This window comes from Roseixanthobacter finlandensis (genome assembly GCF_043195105.2).
GTDB lineage: Bacteria > Pseudomonadota > Alphaproteobacteria > Rhizobiales > Xanthobacteraceae > NCEH01.
Window position 1 is genome coordinate 1004750 of record NZ_CM195536.1, and the last position, 15562, is coordinate 1020311.

A 15562-nucleotide genomic window follows, 5' to 3' on the forward strand; every position below is an offset into this window, starting at 1 on the left:
CGCTTTCTTGCTCTTGACACTCTCAAGGCGCCCCGGCATTGCCGGGGCGTTTTTGTTTCCTGAAAGACCGCTTATGTTCGAGGGCCTTTATTCGCGCCTGTTACGATTGGAAGGCGATGTGGGGTATCGCCGGATCTTCTCGCCGTGGGCTTACCAGGTGGTCCGCGAACAACAGGTCATCCCGGTCGTGCACATGGAGGCGCTTGACCTGGCGGCTTGGTATCCGCTCGTGTGGTTGCGCGACGAAGGCGGAGCTGAGCTGCTTGCGCTCCGCTCGTTTCTGACCCGCGGCGAAGGGCATGCGCCCAATGCGTTGCGCATCACCCGCGCGCTGCCGCTGCTGCTCCAGGCATATCCGTTCGCCAGTCCACCAGACCTGCCGACCAGCAGCATGTTCGTGGATGATGCGGTCGCCGACGAACCGGATAACAACGGGGCCACGATCCTGGCGTCGAACGGGACGCCGAGCAAAGCCAGCACGCAGCGCATGTACGCCGCCGCATATTTTCGTTCCGCCTATGACATCACCCGCGAAATGAGCGCGCATCTGGATGCCGCGGGCCTGCTCGAGCCCTGGGTGATGGGATTGCCCGAGGAACCGCCGCTCGGCCCGTTCCCTGCGTTTCTCATCCTGCGGCCGAGCGCCTTTGCCAGCGATGCGTTCCGGCCGTTCGTGCAGACTTTCGGCCTTGCCGGCATGCGCCTTCTGAACGCGCACGCCCTCTCGCTGTATCGTGCCAGCGTGCTGTACCAGAATGCGCGGCGGGCCCTCGCCCCGCGGCAACTTGCAGGCCTTGCCTCGGCGTGAGAAGAGAAAACGTGGATCAGGATATCTTCGGCTTTCGGCCCATTCGGCAAAGTGAGACGAGCCTCTGGTCTCGCCCGCGCAGCTTTGCTTTTGCCGAAGCGATGGAGCGCGTCGCGCTTGCCGAATCCGAATTGCTCCAGGCCAGCCATCATTTGCCGATCCTGGTGGAAACCACGCGCCAGAAAGTCCAGGTCGTGGCCGGCCTCTCTGGGCGCCTGCTGCGGCACCCGCTCCTGGATGGCGAGGGGCGGTGGTCGCGCCCCTATGTGCCGCTGCGGCTGCGCTGCCTTCCGTTCACCATCGCCCTGACTCCGGGCGAGGGCGACCCCAAGGTGACGGTCCTGGTCTCCGACATGCTTTTGTCGACCCAGATGCAGTCGGAGGGCATGCCGATCGTCAGCGAAGACGGCACCGCCAGCCAGGCGGTGGTCGAGCTGATGCGGCTGTTGTTGCGCGCGGAGGCGGGAAACGCGGCCCTGGCCCTTGCGGCCGAGCAATTGATCCTGGCCGATCTGCTGCTGCCCATCGGCCCCTCGCGCGAGGGGGGCACGCTCTGGACGGTCGCAACCGAGCGCCTGGCGGCGGTTACGGCGGCGCGTGCCGCGCTGCTGGCAAAGCCCAGCATGCTGGGCTCGCAACTGCTGTTCTGCCTGCTGTTCTCGCGGCGAATGCTGCATGCGAATCTCGGCACGGAGGTCCATCGCATCGAGACGCCGGAGACCGGAACGCCGCAGGCCGTGCCCGCCGCGGACTCGGCCAATCTCAGCGCCCTGAATTTCGCGATGGATGAGAGTGACCTCGTGCCCCTGGATGCCTTGGCCGCAAACGGGGCGGAGTCGACCTGAGCATGCCCACCGCTCTGTTCGTGCACAATAGTTTCCCGGCGCAATATCGGCATCTGGCTGCGGCGCTGGCGGCGCGGCCGGGATGGCGCGTGTTTGCCTTCGGTTCGAACACGGCCCAGCCTCTGCCGGGCGTGACGCTGCTGAAGTATAATTTCGAACCGGAGCTGCACGGGGCGGAGGGGGTCCATCCGTTCGCGCGTCGCTTCAATAGCGAATGCTACCGCGCTGAACAATTGGTCTATCTGTCCAATGCGGTTCGCAGTAACGGCGCCGAGCCGGACATCATCTACGCTCATCCCGGATGGGGCGAGACCTTGCCTTTGCGAACCATCTTTCCGCAGGCCAAGATCGTGATGTTTTGCGAATTCTTCTATCACGCGCGTGGTGCGGATGTGGGATTCGATACGGAATTCCCGCAGTTCGGAATGGACGGCCTGGTGCGCATCGAAATGAACAATGCAACCATGGCGCTGTCTTTGCTCCAGGCCGATTGCGGCGTCGCGCCCACCGAATGGCAGCGCAGCGTCTATCCCGCGGAGATGCACAGCAAGATCAAAGTCATTCATGATGGCATCGACGTGGAGGACGCGATTCCCGACCCCACGGCGCAGCTTGTCCTGTCGGGCGGCGCGGGCACGTTGCGGGCGGGCGAGAAGATCATCACCTATGTGGCGCGCAATCTTGAGCCCTATCGGGGTTTTCACATCTTCATGCGATCCTTGCCCGAGGTGCTCAATGCGCACCGCGATGCGCGCGTGCTGATCGTCGGCGGCACTGATGTATCCTACGGCCGGCGCTCGGTGGACGGGCGAAGCTGGCGCGAGGTTTTCGCGACCGAGGTGGCCGGGCAGCTCGATATGTCCCGGGTGTTTTTTCTTGGCCACGTGCCGCGCAAGGTCTTCCTGAAGGTGCTTCAGGTCTCCGCGGTGCACGCCTATCTCACCTATCCGTTTGTGTTGTCCTGGTCTTTGCTCGAGGCAATGTCCGCCGGTTGCCTGGTGGTGGGCTCGGACACGGCTCCGGTCCGGGAGGTGATATGGGACGGTCACACCGGGCTGCTGACGCCCTTCTTCTCGCACCACTATTTGGCGCAGAGGATGATCCAGGCGCTCGACACGCCGCGGGCGTTTGATGGCATCCGGCGCGAAGCGCGCGCGAGCGTGGTTCGCCGCTTTGCCGTTGCCGATTGCGTTCAGCGTCAATTGGCTCTCGCCGATGATCTTCTGGCCTTACGTTAGGGTAAATGATCTGCAATGGGCAGTTGGCAGCCCTCTGACCGCAGCGCAGCAATGTGCTATGTTGCGTGTGTCGAAATCTGGGATTGCGTATGACCCGAGCGAATTCCCCAACATTTATTGCGATCCGAGATCTCATTCCGGCGTATGTCGGGTTGTTTCTGTTGAGTGCGTTTCTTCCGATCTTTTTTCTCGTCGGGCCCTTGTTTGGTTATCTGGTAAGTTCGCGTGTTCTGCCCAGCCGCAGCCTGAGTTCCCTGGCTGTTCTTGTGATTATTGCGCTGTTCTTGATGGTGATGGGCGCCATCATTGATCATATCCGGGAAAAGGCGCTGGGCCGCATTGGAATTGCGCTGGATGCGCGCCTCAGCAAGGCGTTCTTCGCCACGCTGCATCGTGAGGACGCCGCCAACAGATTGACGGCCACCACCCTTGCCGACCTGGATTTCGTTCGGGAGTTTCTGACCGGTCGGGTGGTGACGGGGCTCTTCGATGCCCTTTGGTCGCCCGTCCTCATTGCCTGCTTGTTCATGATTCACTGGCTCTACGGGGCAGTTTCGCTGGCGGCGATTTTGATCCTGAGTGGCCTGTCGCTGTTCAATCAGTGGGTGGTGCGCGAGGATAGCTCGCGCTATCTCAAGGTCGCCGGCGCGACCAGCGAGTTCGGCGCCGCCCTGTCGCGTAATTCGGAAACCGCGCGTGCGCTGGGCATGATGCCGCCCTTGCGCGACCGCTGGCATTTGATGCATTCCGCGATGCTGGGATGGCGCGAGGAGGCGGGGCGGCGCGCGGGCATTGTGCGATCGGCATCGCGTTTCGTGCAAGCCAGCCTGTACGTTGCGGTTTTCGCCGTGGGTGCCTTGCTGGTGATGGCCGAACAGGTGGATCAAACCGCTATGTTCATCGCGATGATGCTGATCATGCGGGGCGTTTATCCCATCGAAGCTCTGATCTCCAACTGGGAAGCCATCAGCCGATTTGCCCCGGCGCGTCATCGGTTGGACGCTGCCTTTCTGGGGGCGGAGCGCGCGCAGCGCATCTCCTTGCCGCGCCCGGACGGCCCGTTCATCGTGTCGCGCATCTGGGGCGCGGCGCCGGGCAGCGACAAGGTTATCATCAGCGACGTCTCCTTCACGGTCTATCCAGGCCGTGTGCTGGCGATCGTCGGCCCCTCGGGGGCGGGCAAATCCTGCCTCGCGCGCCTGCTGGTGAATATCTGGACTCCGCGCCGTGGCACCATTTCACTCGGCGATCACGATTTCACCCATTGGAACCCGGACGAACTCGGGCGCCTGGTCGGATATGTGCCCCAGGACGTGGAGTTCATGCCCGGAACGGTGGCGCAGAACATCGCGCGGTTCGATCCGGTTCAATGCGAGGATACGCAGATGCTGGTGGAGGCGGTTGAGATCGCCGGCGTCCAGGACGTGATCCGCAGCCTGCCGGATGGTTTCAATACCCCGATCGGGCCTGGCGGCTATGTGCTGTCGGGCGGCCAGCGCCAGCGCATCGCCATGGCCCGCGCTGTGTTCGGCGATCCCTATCTCATCGTCATGGACGAGCCGAATGCCAATCTCGATTCGGTCGGCGAGCAAGCGCTCGGAAGCGCGATCCAGCGCCTGCGTTCTGGCGAAAAGGTGGTGATATTGGTGACGCACCGCATGAGCTTGCTCGCCTTTTGCGACGACCTCCTGGTGCTCAACGGGGGCGCGGTCCAAGCCCATGGGGACCGGGACAATATCGTCAACCGCCTGCCACGCCTGAAGGCTACGCCCGCCTTGACGGTGATCGGCGGCGATCGCGATGATCGGGAAGCCTGATGCTCGACAATTCCTATCTTCTGAAGGCGCCAGTGGCGCCGAGCGACTGGAAGGCCGTGCTTTCCTGGGGGTATCTGATCGTTGCGCTCTCGCTGGCGGGGACGCTGGGATGGGCGACGTTCGCCCGCATCGACAGCGCGGTGATCGCCAGCGGCGTCGTCTCGGTGGAATCCAACCGCAAGACCATCCAGCACCTGGAGGGCGGCATCGTCGGCGAGATCCTGGTGCGGGACGGAAGCGTCGTGAATGCGGGCGATGTGCTGCTGCGCCTTGATCCTACCCGCTCCGAGGCGACCGCGCAGCTTTATCGCAAGCAATTGGCGCAGGCCCTGGTCCTGGAAGCGCGCCTGGAAGCGCAGCGCAACATGGCGGACAGCATTACGTTTCCGCCGGAAGTCACCGCCATGATGAAAGACCCGATCGTGGCGGATGCGGTGAACGACAACAAGAAGCAGTTCGAGGCCCGCCGCGATTCCCTGCTCGGGACGCTCAATGTCAATGCCTCGCAGGCCCTGCAGGCGCAGCGGGATATCGAACAGGCCCAGATCCAGCGCACCAACAACCAGGAACAGCTGGTGACCGTGAATCAGGAATTGGAGGCTCTGCGCGAGTTGAAGGCGAAGGGGCTCGTCTCGGTTCCCCGGATCGCGGCCACGGAGCGCCAGCAGCTGACCATGCAGGGGCAGATCGACGCTGCGACCGTCGCAGAAGCCAAGGGGCAGGAGCGGCTTCGCGAGCTCAGTGCCCAGGCCGAGCAATTGCGCAAGGAGTACCGCCAGGAAGCGGCCAATCTCGTTTCAGACGTGCGCAAGGCCATCGGAGATGCGCGCCAGCAGATCGTTGTGGCCCAGGACACCCTCTCCCGCATCGAGATCAAGGCGCCGGTTTCCGGCATCGTGCAGCAGATGAAGGTGTTCACCATCGGCGGCGTGATCCGGGCGGGCGACCCGATTATGGATATCGTGCCCGCCTCCGACACGCTCGTCATCCGCTCCAAGGTCCTGCCCGTCGATATCGATCGTGTGCTGATCGGCGAGGATGTGCGGATCCAGCTGCCACAGTTCCAGTCCTACGGCAGCATGTCGATGAAGGGCAAGATCCGCACCGTGAGCGCCGATGCGCAACAGGATTCGCCGACCACCGCATCCTATTATGCCGTGGAGGTGGATGTGGACCGCAAGTCGATCCCGGAGGAGATCAACGACAAGCTGATGCCCGGCATGAATGCCACGGCCATCATGCCCACCGGACGGCGCACGGTGATGCAATATCTGCTGAGTCCGCTGATCGATCGGCTTTCCACCGCCCTGCGCGAGCGCTGAGCACGCTTGATCGGCTTCCTTGGTCGGGCTGAAGGAGGCTCCACGCCCCTTCAGCGGGACGCCCCTTTTCGCGGATCGGGTGGTCGGGCAGCGCTTCAAATATCGCGGGTGAGGCGTTTTTCGGGCGCGCACCGGCGCCGGTGCGCTCGAAGCGGCGTCAAAGCCCGGCCGGCCAGCCCTGCGGCGGCTGCGGCTCGGCAATCCGGGGAGCGGGACGCATCGGCGGCCAGCACAAGGCGCTATAGGGTGCCCCCTCCCGGGTCAGGATGGGATTGTAAAGCAGGTCCTGCGCGAGGGTGGCGCTCCAGCGTGCGCGTAGGCTCCGCAATTCCCGGGCGCGGGCGGCCGCCAGCGGCGAGCGGCCGAGCGCTGAAGTGCCGATTCGGCCCGGCGCAAGGTCGCGCACCACGGCGTTCGGCGTCATCACCAGGCGCTTGCCGCGTGCCCGCAGCCGCAGGCTGGCGTCGATGCCGGCAAAGAAGGTGGGGAAGCGCAGCGCATCCAGGCCACCGAGATCGCGCAGGAGCGCGGGCCGCACGGCCACGCAATCGAAGCTCAGCGCCGAGACCTCGTGCGCCACGCGCAGCAGATCGCCATAGCCGGGGTCCGAGATCCGCCGGCCGGCGAAGGCGCGCACCACATCAAGGTTGGGGCCGAGCACATAGCCCGCGTCGCAGACATGGTCCTCCGCGTCGATCACGAGCGGCGCCACGGCGCCCGTGTCGCGTCCCTCCAGCCGGCAGCGCAGTTCGTCGAGCCAATCCTCGTTGAGGGGGGCCATGCCGCCGGAAAGGAAGATCACCGACTGGCCTTCCGCGCCCGCCACCACCGCATTGAAGGTTTCGGCGCCGCGTGGATTGGCGCGTTGCAGCACTTTGACCTTGGGCAGAGGGGAAAGCAGCGGCGCCAGGGCCGGATTCACCTTGCCGGGGGGCAGGATGATGATCAACTCCCCATCGACACGGCGCAGGGCCGGCAACGCCGCCCGCAGGCAGCGTTCCGCCAATGCCGGATATGAGGCCGCATCCACAACCAGGTCGACGCGTTCGCGCGGTGGCGCCCGGGCAATGCGCACGGCGGGCAGGCATTCGCCGATCGCGATCGCCTGTCGGGCGATCTGCTTGGTGACGGCGAGATGTTCCGCCGTCGCCCGGTTCAAGGCGGCGTGTCCTCGTCGCAGGCACGCCGCCGGCACCCGCGCCAGCGCGCCCGGCATATGAACGATGGCGCCGACCGGCAGCGGATGAAAGTCATAAAGGAAATTGGCCAGCCGGAAGACGGAATTGGCGCCGCGCTTCAGCGCCGTGCGCAGGGCCGGCGTGCGCAGCACGAAGCAGCGGGCGGCAAACCCCTGCTCCAGGCTGCGTTCATAATCGGCGGCGGGGAAGGCGAGGGGCCAGACGGTGCCATCGGCCTCTTCCACATCCACGTCGGCGAACAGCATGATGGCGCGGGGATGGTCCGCCAGCGCCTGGGCGATCCGCGTCACGCCGCCGGGCCGCAGGCGCGCGCCGGCGGGGAGGAAGGCGAAGGCGGTGCTGTTCCGCGCCTCGCCGGTCATGAAGGCACCCAGCGGTGCGGGATCGAAATTCGCCTTGGCGCCATCGCTCGGCAATGCGCCGGCGACCCATTGCCCGCCTTGGTGCTGAAGTGCGCCGAAGGAGACGTCGAGCGCGTCTTCCCCCAGAAAGACCAAAGCGAGTTGCTCCGCCGCCGTGCCTTCGGGCAGCGCGAGCGCCGGCGCGGGGGGCTGTGCGGCGCACCAGGCTTCGTATTCGGTGAAGGGGAGGGAGCGGGGAAACAGCTTTTCGTGCAGGTCGATGCGGACCGCTTCGGAATGCCGGTCCGACCCGTCGTCTGGAAATTGGCGCTCGAGCAGCGCACGCACCGGATCGGCGAAGGCCAGGAAAGGCACGGCGGCGCCGCCCACCGGCTGCCCATTGCCCACCGCCTGCCCTGCACCGATCTCCTGTTCTGTGCTCATCTCCTGCCCGCCGCTGATGTCCCAGCTGCCGACCGATGGGCCGGCGATGGTGAATACGGCCTGATGCAGGCGCCCGTCGGCGAGGGTTTGCGGCAATTCCAGATCAAAGCCGCGCACCGGCTGGAGCACGCCATCGGCGAAGGCGCCGCCCCAGCGGTCCGCCGGGACGTCCATCACCGCATCGCCATCCACCGCCACCAGAATACGCGGCGTGGCGGCATCCTCGCCCGAGCCGGGCTGGCGCACCCAGCCGCGGAACCTGAGGTTGCCGAGCCATTCCACATGGCCGCGCGCGGCCTCGCCCGCCGGCTCGACCGGCTCGGTCAGGGGCAGGACTTCGTCCACATTGGCCAGCCGCGCCTCAAAGCGGGTGGCGCTGGCATGCACCGGGGCGGGGACGAGGAACTGGAAACCGTAGCAGCCATCGCCGATCCCCGCTTCGGCGAGCACCGGATGGAACAGGTCCGCGCGCGTGACCTGGATCGGCACGCCGTCCACCAGCAATTCCACCACATGGCGCCGCGTGAGGTCTTCCGGGTCCATGACGAAACCGGAGAAGCCGGTCTCGCCCGAGGCGCCGAATGCCGCCCGCACGCCGCATGCCATGGGCACGCCGATGGCCACCATCTCGGACAGGGCAGGGAGAGCGGAATTCATTGCGGGGGCAGGCTCCTGATCCAGTCAAGGATGTACCGGACAGCTTCGGAATTTGCCATGTCCGGCGCAAGAACCAGATCGCCGATGGCACCGGTGCCTACGCCAAAGAACGCGCATGGTAAATTGCTGCGCCCCGCCGCCATGGCCAGCGGATGGCCGAGCCCTTCGCGGTCGGCGATGACGATGCGGCCGATCTCCAGCGCGGCCATCAGGTCCGCCGCCTCATGGGCCTGCACGGGACCCAGCACCACCAGTTCGGGAAGGCTGGCAAGGGCACGGTCGTCGAGGCTCGAGCCGAGCACGAACAGCGCATTGCCCGCGCCCGCGGCCCTCAGTGCCAGGGAGAGCGCATGCGCAAGCCCGTGGGCGCGCGCCTCCGGATGGGGCAGCAGCAGGCCGATCGGCGCATCGCTCAGCGGCACCGTCGCCCGCGCGGTCGTCCGGAACGGGCCGGCCGCGTCCCGCACTTTCCACGGCAGCACGAGGCGCTGGCCGCGCACCGCTTGTGCGATCTGCTCATGGGCCGGCGACACGGCGCCGATGGCCGGCTCGGCGAAGACGGGCCAGAGCCGGGCGGTCGTGCCCGGGCGAACCGGCAGCGCATGGATGCGCACCTCGATCGAAACACCGAGGCCGCACAGAATCTGCCAGAGAGCATCCGGCAGCGCTTCATGGCCGAGCACCTCGATCTGCGCGAGCGGGCGCCGGGCGAGATCGGCGGCGAGCGCGAACGCATCCTCGGGGTTCGCGAGGTCGAAACGCAGATTTTGCGGAAAGCCGCCGTCCGAGGCTGAAAGATAGAGGTGCCAGGCGCCGGGGCGGCCCTTGAGCGCGGCGCGCAGCACCGGCGCGGCCGCGTCTTCTCCATGCGCGTGCAGCAGCGCGTCCGCAGCCGTGGCGAGGTTCGGTCCGTGCACCAGCAGGCGCACGGGGCGACTGTCCGGGGGCAGGTCGGCTTCGATGGCGGCGCGCACGCCGCGCAAGGGATCGGCGGCCACGAAGCTTCCGCACGCCGCCTCATAGGTGGGAAACGCGGCGCCGAGGCGCTTGAGGTTGCGCACCACGAGGCCGCGCTTCTCGCCCTTGAAGGAGCGCGTGCCCTCATGCCCCACATAAAGGTCCGCCGCGCACACATTGCGCCAGCCGAAGGCGCGCGCGCGCAGGCAGAAGTCGGCATCTTCCAGATAGCCGCGCCCCCAGCCTCCCGATAAATGGCCGACATCGTCGAGGCAGCGGCGGGTGATGTAGAGGCAGAAGCCGATGCCGCTCGGCAGGTCGATGACGACGCCGCCATTGGTCCGCTCGGCGCTCGCGTCGATGCGTGCCAGCGCCTTGGCGTCGGGCAGGGGATTGGCGCGGAACGGAACCGGCAGGCTCACGAACTCCCCATTATTGGAGAGCGGAACCACCGTTCCGATATCCTCGGCGCCATAGGCGGCGGCGCGCAGCCGTTCGGCGAACCGCGCCGGCAGCACCGTATCGGCGTTCAGCAGCAAGATGTCCCCGTGCGGGATCGCGGCGATGCCGCGATTGACCGAGCGCACGAAGCCGAGGTTGAGCGGGTTGTCCAGAATGTCGAGATGGGGCGCGGAAAGCCCGGCCAGATAGGCGCGCAGGTTGTCGTCCGGCGGATCGTCCGCCACCAGCAGAATGCGGGTGTCGATCGAGGGGCGGTGCGCCAGCACGCTTTCGATGCAGCGCTGCGTTGCCGCCGCATCGTCATGGACCGGAATGAGGAGGGTGAGATGTTCGCCCCGTTCATCGTCCCGTCCATCCTGGGGGGCGGGCGCGCGGCGGGCAGGAACCGGCTCCGGCGCGGTCTGCCGCACCAGGCCGTACCGCTGGTCTCCCACGCGCACGAACACATGGGCGTCCGCCGGCGGTAGGGAAAGTTCGATCGCGGCGGCGCGCCCGAATGGCGCGGCCAGGGGGTGGTCGCCCTGCGGGTCGAGCGTCCAGCTCTCCTGTCCGTCCGGGGTGAGGAAAACCAGGGCGGCGGTCGCGTCCGCCGGCCATGTGGCGAATCCGTGCAGGCGGCCGGCGGACCACTCGAGATGGGCGAAGGCCGCGTGGCCGATCGCCCGCAGGGCGCGCAGCGCGGCCCCACGCAGGCCGGGCTCGGCGGCGGTGCCCGCGAGGCGCAACGCGGCCTGCTCCTCCTCGGCGGCGGTGCCGTGGCTGAACAGGATGGCCGCCGCGCTCGCCTCATGCGGATCGAGCGCGATCAGCCGGCGCGCGGCCCGCACGGCCCCCTCGGCCCGGCCCAGCATCAGATAGGCATAAGCGAGGCGCAGTAGGTCGGCCGGCGCGTCCACCGCTTTGCCGCGTGTATCGCGCTCGGCCTCCGCGAGGGCGATCAGCGGACGAACCGCCGCCTCGGCGGTATCGGCTTTCAGCCCGAGTAGAAGTGACCCGCGCGCGGTCTGCAATCCCGTTCGCGAGGCGCGCTGGTCCACGGTCCCGGTCACCGGCGCGGACCCATGGGCGGGGCCTAGGCCGTGCGCGCGCGGGGCGCTGCTTCGCGGGGGTCTTGCAGCAACGCCGCTTGCGGCGTGCCGGACAGGCAGTGGTTGGCCAGATCCATGGAGCCGACGAGCGCCAGAACCCACAGATCGTAGGAGCCGCCTTTCATGGCGCGCACCTCCCGGAACCCGGCGGCCACCAGCTTGTCCGCCAGCCGCCGCAAGGTGAAGCCGGTGTTATGGGCCATATGGCTCTGCCCGGCCGCGACCGAGGCGGAATGGCCGAACAGCATGTCCAGCGCCGTGATCGGCCCCGCCGGCGAGACATAAGCGACGTCTTCCAGCCGGCCATCCGCCACCAGCTTGGCGATGCTGGCGATGTCGGGGCAGGTGATCAGGGCGAATCCGTCGCCGCTCAGAATCCTGCGGAATTCCGCCATGGCCAGCGGCACTTCGTGGGCGTGCAGATGCTCCACATTGTGCGAGGACCAGACGGCGTCGAAGCTGCCATCCTTGATCTGCGGCATGGAGACCATGCTGCCGACGATGTCGGGTGCCACGCGCGGTTCGATATCAAGACGGACCTCGGTCCATTCCTGGCGATGAAAGGCCGGGTGGAGTCCTTTGCGTGTCGCAGGACCGGATCCGACGTTCAGGACCCATCGCTGCAAGCGCTCAATCTCGTCCGCCGGCAATTATCGTCTCCCTTGCCACGCTTCGGCAGCCCTTGTTTGGATCGTTTTGGGGTCTTCCGCCCCGCTTTTCGTCACCTGGAGGGCAGATTGAATTTGTTCTTAAATAACATGATGTGCCCGCCTCTGCCAGAGCCGGGCGCGCGGGCGAATCGCGCCCGCCGACGTCATGGCCGCGCCGCTGATTTCTGAAGCATGGCGAGGCGGGTTTCCTGGCGGGTTTCCTGGCAGATTTCCTGAGGAACGCACGCGAGGCAAAGGGGTGCGCAAGGGGCGCAAGGGGCGCCGAGAAGAGGGCGCCGAGAAGGGGCGGTGGATCGAGGACCAGGCTCATGAAAAAAGGGGCCGTGCGGCCCCTTTTTCTGCTCCGTTCGCGAGGCCCGGCGCCGGCCGTGCCCTCAATTGCTCTTCTGCCCGTCCGCCTTCGGTGCATCGGTCTTCGGTGCGTCGGTTTTGGGTGCATCGGATTTGGGTGCATCGGCAGGTGAGGGTGCATCCGCCTTCGGTGCATCCGCCGTGGGCGCGTCGACCTTGGGAGTGTCACCCTTGGGCGCATCGGCCTTTGGGATATCGGCTGGGGCGGGAGCATCCACGGCTGGCTTGTCCGCACCGGTCTTTATGTCCGCGGGCTTGGCCTCCGCAGGTTTTGCATCTTCCGCCTTTTTCACCGGGGCATCGGCCGGGGCAGCACCTTCGGGCGTGGTCGTGTCGAGGCCGTCCTTGATCTTCTTGACGATCTTGCCGAGGTCTTCCGGCTCGGGCTTAAGGTCGCGCGCATGATTCCACTGGAAGGTGGCTTCCAGACGCCGGCCCACCTTCCAATAGGCGTCCCCGAGATGGTCGTTGATGACCGGATCCTGCGGCTTCAGCTCCACCGCGCGCTCGAGGTCCGAAACCGCGTCGTCATAGCGGCCGAGCTTGAAATTGGCCCAACCGAGGCTGTCGACGATGTAGCCGTCGTCGGGCCGCAGCTCCACGGCCTTGCGGATCATGGCGATGCCTTGGTCGAGGTTGGTGCCCTGGTCGACCCACGAATAGCCGAGATAATTCAGCACGTGCGGCTGGTCGGGATAGAGTTGCAGCGCCTTCTTCAGATCGGCCTCGGCCGCCGGCCAGTTCTTGCTGCGCTCGTTGCAGATGCCGCGGAAATAATAGAGCGCCCAATTGGCCCGCGTCGGGTCCGGCAGCAGGGCGAGGGCTTTGCTGTAGGTGGCGGCGCATTCGCCGAACATCTTGCGGCCCCGCTCGATGCCGGCGAGAGCGACCAGCGCCTCCAGATCCTTCGGATTGGCCTTGATGAGCGCTTCGAGATGCTTGCGGGCCTCGGCGGTCTTGTCGGTGGCGTCGAGATTAATCGCCAGCTGCACCTCGGCATTGCGCTTCAGGGGCGAGGAGGCGGGGATCTTGTCATAGACCTGGATCGCCTTTTCCGGCTGCTTGAGCTGCTCATAGAGGTCCGCGAGCGACAGGCCGGCCAGCGGATGGTCGGGATCGAGCCAGAGGCCGAGTTGCAGATAGACCAGCGCGAGGTCCTCGCCGCCCTGGCGCGCGAGCGCCGCGCCGAGGCCGTAGAGCACTTCGGCCGCACCCTCCTGGGGCGTGCGCACCAGCGGCGGCAATTGGTGCCCCGCCTCGAGTTCCTTCAGCGCGGCTTCCACCAGCGGGTGGCGCGGCATCAGCTTGTCGAAATTCCTGTAAGCCGCGATGGCGGCCTCGGTCTCGCCATTGCGCGAGGCCCAGCGGGCATAAGCGTCGATCGCCCGCAGCGTGACCGGCTCTGTCTTCATCGCCAGTTCCAGGCGCTTGCCGGCTTCCTTCTTGTTGCCGCTAACGTCGAGGATCAGCCCGGCATGCAGGTTCTTGAAGCTGGCGTACCAGTCCGGTCCCTGCAGGCGGTCGATCATTTCGACGCCGGCCTTGGGCGTGCCGGAGCCGACCATGGTCCAGGCGGCGAGCAATGTGGCCGTGAGATCGCCGATGGGGCCGCGCACCGACAGGGACAGATTGGTCCGCGCGGTGGTGTATTTCGCGGCCTTGATGGCGCGCGTCGCCAAGGCGAGGCGGGCGATGCGGTGGGACCGATCCACCTTCACCAGCCGGTCGGCGAGCGGCATGGCTTCTTCGACGTCGCCGTCCACCAGCATGGCGAAGAAGGCGCGTTCCACCACCTCGTCATTGCGCGGATCGAGCTTGAGCAGCGCGCGCAGATAGGCAACGGCGGCCTCGGTGTCGCGTTCCGAGCCGGCGAGGCGCGCCGCGAGGTAACTGCCCGAGAGGGTGGCATCGGAGATGGGCGGAAAATCCGCCCGCGCGGCGCCGGGCGCCACCGTCATCAACGACACGCAGAAAGCGGCCGCGATGGCCAGGGGCGAGCGAATGAGCGAAATCTTCACCGGGCAGAAATCCTGGAAGGAGCGTGGGGCTGAGAGAAACCGCGCCACATGGCGGGAGGATGGCGACTTTCCGCAAACCTCGCAAGTTACGTCAGCGGTTCTGTCTTTCGACGCCGCTTGCGGTCCGCGGGCCGGCACGCCATAAGCCAAAATCATGCAAAAGCTTGTGGCGCGCGCTCCGGCAAAGGTCAATCTGACATTGCGCGTCCTGCGCCGGCGCGCGGACGGGTTTCACGATCTCGCGAGTCTCGTGAGCTTCGCAGGGGCAGCTGACCTGCTTTCCCTAGCGCCAGATGCGGCGTTCGGCCTCGAAGTGACCGGGCCCACCGCGCCGGCCGCCGGCCCCCAGGGCGAGAATCTGGTGTTGCGCGCGGCTGATGCCCTTCGGGAACGGGTCGGCGGGCTGCGACTCGGGCGGTTCCATCTCCTGAAGCGCCTGCCGGTGGCGGCGGGGATTGGCGGCGGATCCTCCGACGCGGCGGCCGCCCTGCGCCTGCTGGCCCAGCTCAACGGCCTGGATCTGGCCGATCCGCGCGTGATCGACGCCGCGCGGGTGGTGGGCTCGGATGTGCCGGTGTGCCTCGCGCCGCGTGCGCGCATGATGCGCGGGGTGGGCGACCAGCTCTCGCCGCCGCTCGATTTGCCGCCGCTGCCGGCGGTGCTGGTGAACTGCCGCGTGGCGGTGCCGACCGCGCCGGTGTTTCGCGCCCTCGGCCTGCAGCCGGGCGAGGACTTGCCCGGTCCGCCCCATGGCGAGGCGATACCGGCCGGGCGCGCCGCTTTGCTGGATTTTCTCGCCCGCACCCCCAATGATTTGGAGCCGCCCGCGCAAAGCGTGGCCCCGCAGATCGGGCATGTGAAGGCCCTGCTGCAATCCGATCCCCGCGTCCGGTTCGTGCGCATGTCCGGCTCGGGCGCGACGGTGTTCGCGCTCACCGACACGTGCCGCGATGCCGCCGGGCTCGCCAAGGCCGTGAGCGCGGCCCATCCCGATTGGTGGGTGCGCCCCACGGTGCTGCGATGACCCTTCTTGCTTATGTCGTCGCGGCGCTCGCCGAGATCGCCGGCTGCTTCGCTTTCTGGCACGTGGTGCGGGGGGACGGGTCCCATTGGTGGCTGGTGCCCGGCTTCGCCAGCCTCGCGGTGTTCGCCGGGGCGCTGACGCTGGTGGAGTCCGCCGCCGCCGGGCGGGCGTTCGCGGCCTATGGCGGCATCTATATCGTCGGCTCGCTGGCCTGGATGTGGGGCGTGGAGGGCGTGCGGCCGGATCGCTATGACGCCATCGGCGCCGCGCTCTGCCTTGCCGGCGCGGCGGTCATCGTGTTTGGGCCGCGCGGCTGAGGG

Annotated in this window: 10 protein-coding genes and 1 pseudogene; 7 read left to right on the top strand and 4 right to left on the bottom strand. The window is 67.0% G+C overall.

Going from position 1 to position 15562, the window contains the following annotated elements:
- The first annotated feature begins 73 nt into the window (after window positions 1-73).
- From V5G24_RS04815 to V5G24_RS04835, 5 genes are all read left to right on the top strand, one after another.
- Window positions 74-808: a SapC family protein gene (locus tag V5G24_RS04815; protein WP_394080072.1), complete on the top strand. Its 735-nt coding sequence runs from the start codon at window positions 74-76 to the stop codon at window positions 806-808.
- An 11-nt stretch (window positions 809-819) separates the two neighbouring features.
- The gene (locus V5G24_RS04820) at window positions 820-1653 is read left to right on the top strand and encodes a SapC family protein (RefSeq protein ID WP_394080074.1); all 834 of its coding nucleotides are present in this window, start codon (window positions 820-822) and stop codon (window positions 1651-1653) included.
- A 2-nt stretch (window positions 1654-1655) separates the two neighbouring features.
- Window positions 1656-2891, top strand: coding sequence for a glycosyltransferase (locus V5G24_RS04825; protein ID WP_394080076.1), 1236 nt, complete (start codon window positions 1656-1658; stop codon window positions 2889-2891).
- Window positions 2892-2980: 89 nt separating this feature from the next.
- Complete coding sequence (locus tag V5G24_RS04830) at window positions 2981-4708, top strand: type I secretion system permease/ATPase (RefSeq protein WP_394080078.1); 1728 nt, start codon at window positions 2981-2983, stop codon at window positions 4706-4708.
- Window positions 4708-6030 carry an HlyD family type I secretion periplasmic adaptor subunit gene (locus V5G24_RS04835; protein WP_394080080.1) on the top strand — a complete coding sequence of 441 codons (1323 nt, stop codon included), beginning with the start codon at window positions 4708-4710 and terminating at the stop codon, window positions 6028-6030. Before V5G24_RS04830 ends, V5G24_RS04835 begins: the two co-directional genes overlap by 1 nt.
- 157 nt (window positions 6031-6187) lie before the next feature.
- Here the strand turns inward: V5G24_RS04835 and V5G24_RS04840 are convergent, their stop codons facing one another.
- From V5G24_RS04840 to V5G24_RS04855, 4 genes and pseudogenes are all read right to left on the bottom strand, one after another.
- Window positions 6188-8671 carry a hypothetical protein gene (locus V5G24_RS04840; protein WP_394080082.1) on the bottom strand — a complete coding sequence of 828 codons (2484 nt, stop codon included), beginning with the start codon at window positions 8669-8671 and terminating at the stop codon, window positions 6188-6190.
- A complete protein-coding gene (locus tag V5G24_RS04845; RefSeq protein WP_394080084.1) occupies window positions 8668-11127 on the bottom strand; it encodes a glycosyltransferase in 2460 nt (819 codons plus the stop codon). Before V5G24_RS04845 ends, V5G24_RS04840 begins: the two co-directional genes overlap by 4 nt.
- Window positions 11128-11162: 35 nt before the next feature.
- The gene (locus V5G24_RS04850) at window positions 11163-11693 is read right to left on the bottom strand and encodes a class I SAM-dependent methyltransferase (protein ID WP_394080086.1); all 531 of its coding nucleotides are present in this window, start codon (window positions 11691-11693) and stop codon (window positions 11163-11165) included.
- A gap of 641 nt (window positions 11694-12334) precedes the next feature.
- Window positions 12335-14158: pseudogene (locus V5G24_RS04855) on the bottom strand (tetratricopeptide repeat protein); the annotation flags it as partial.
- A 214-nt stretch (window positions 14159-14372) separates the two neighbouring features.
- On the opposite strand from V5G24_RS04855, the gene V5G24_RS04860 reads away from it, so the two are divergent.
- Together V5G24_RS04860 and V5G24_RS04865 are read left to right on the top strand one after the other, a co-directional pair.
- Window positions 14373-15242, top strand: coding sequence for a 4-(cytidine 5'-diphospho)-2-C-methyl-D-erythritol kinase (locus tag V5G24_RS04860; protein ID WP_394080088.1), 870 nt, complete (start codon window positions 14373-14375; stop codon window positions 15240-15242).
- Window positions 15239-15559 carry a YnfA family protein gene (locus V5G24_RS04865; RefSeq protein ID WP_394080090.1) on the top strand — a complete coding sequence of 107 codons (321 nt, stop codon included), beginning with the start codon at window positions 15239-15241 and terminating at the stop codon, window positions 15557-15559. Before V5G24_RS04860 ends, V5G24_RS04865 begins: the two co-directional genes overlap by 4 nt.
- Window positions 15560-15562: the final 3 nt, after the last annotated feature.

Coding starts and splice junctions, on each gene's coding strand:
- V5G24_RS04865 (WP_394080090.1), top strand. CDS start 15,239: ATGACCCTTCTTGCTTATGTCGTCGCGGCGCTCGCCGAGATCGCCGGC.
- V5G24_RS04815 (WP_394080072.1), top strand. CDS start 74: ATGTTCGAGGGCCTTTATTCGCGCCTGTTACGATTGGAAGGCGATGTG.
- V5G24_RS04860 (WP_394080088.1), top strand. CDS start 14,373: ATGCAAAAGCTTGTGGCGCGCGCTCCGGCAAAGGTCAATCTGACATTG.
- V5G24_RS04825 (WP_394080076.1), top strand. CDS start 1,656: ATGCCCACCGCTCTGTTCGTGCACAATAGTTTCCCGGCGCAATATCGG.
- V5G24_RS04830 (WP_394080078.1), top strand. CDS start 2,981: ATGACCCGAGCGAATTCCCCAACATTTATTGCGATCCGAGATCTCATT.
- V5G24_RS04840 (WP_394080082.1), bottom strand. CDS start 8,671: ATGAATTCCGCTCTCCCTGCCCTGTCCGAGATGGTGGCCATCGGCGTG.
- V5G24_RS04835 (WP_394080080.1), top strand. CDS start 4,708: ATGCTCGACAATTCCTATCTTCTGAAGGCGCCAGTGGCGCCGAGCGAC.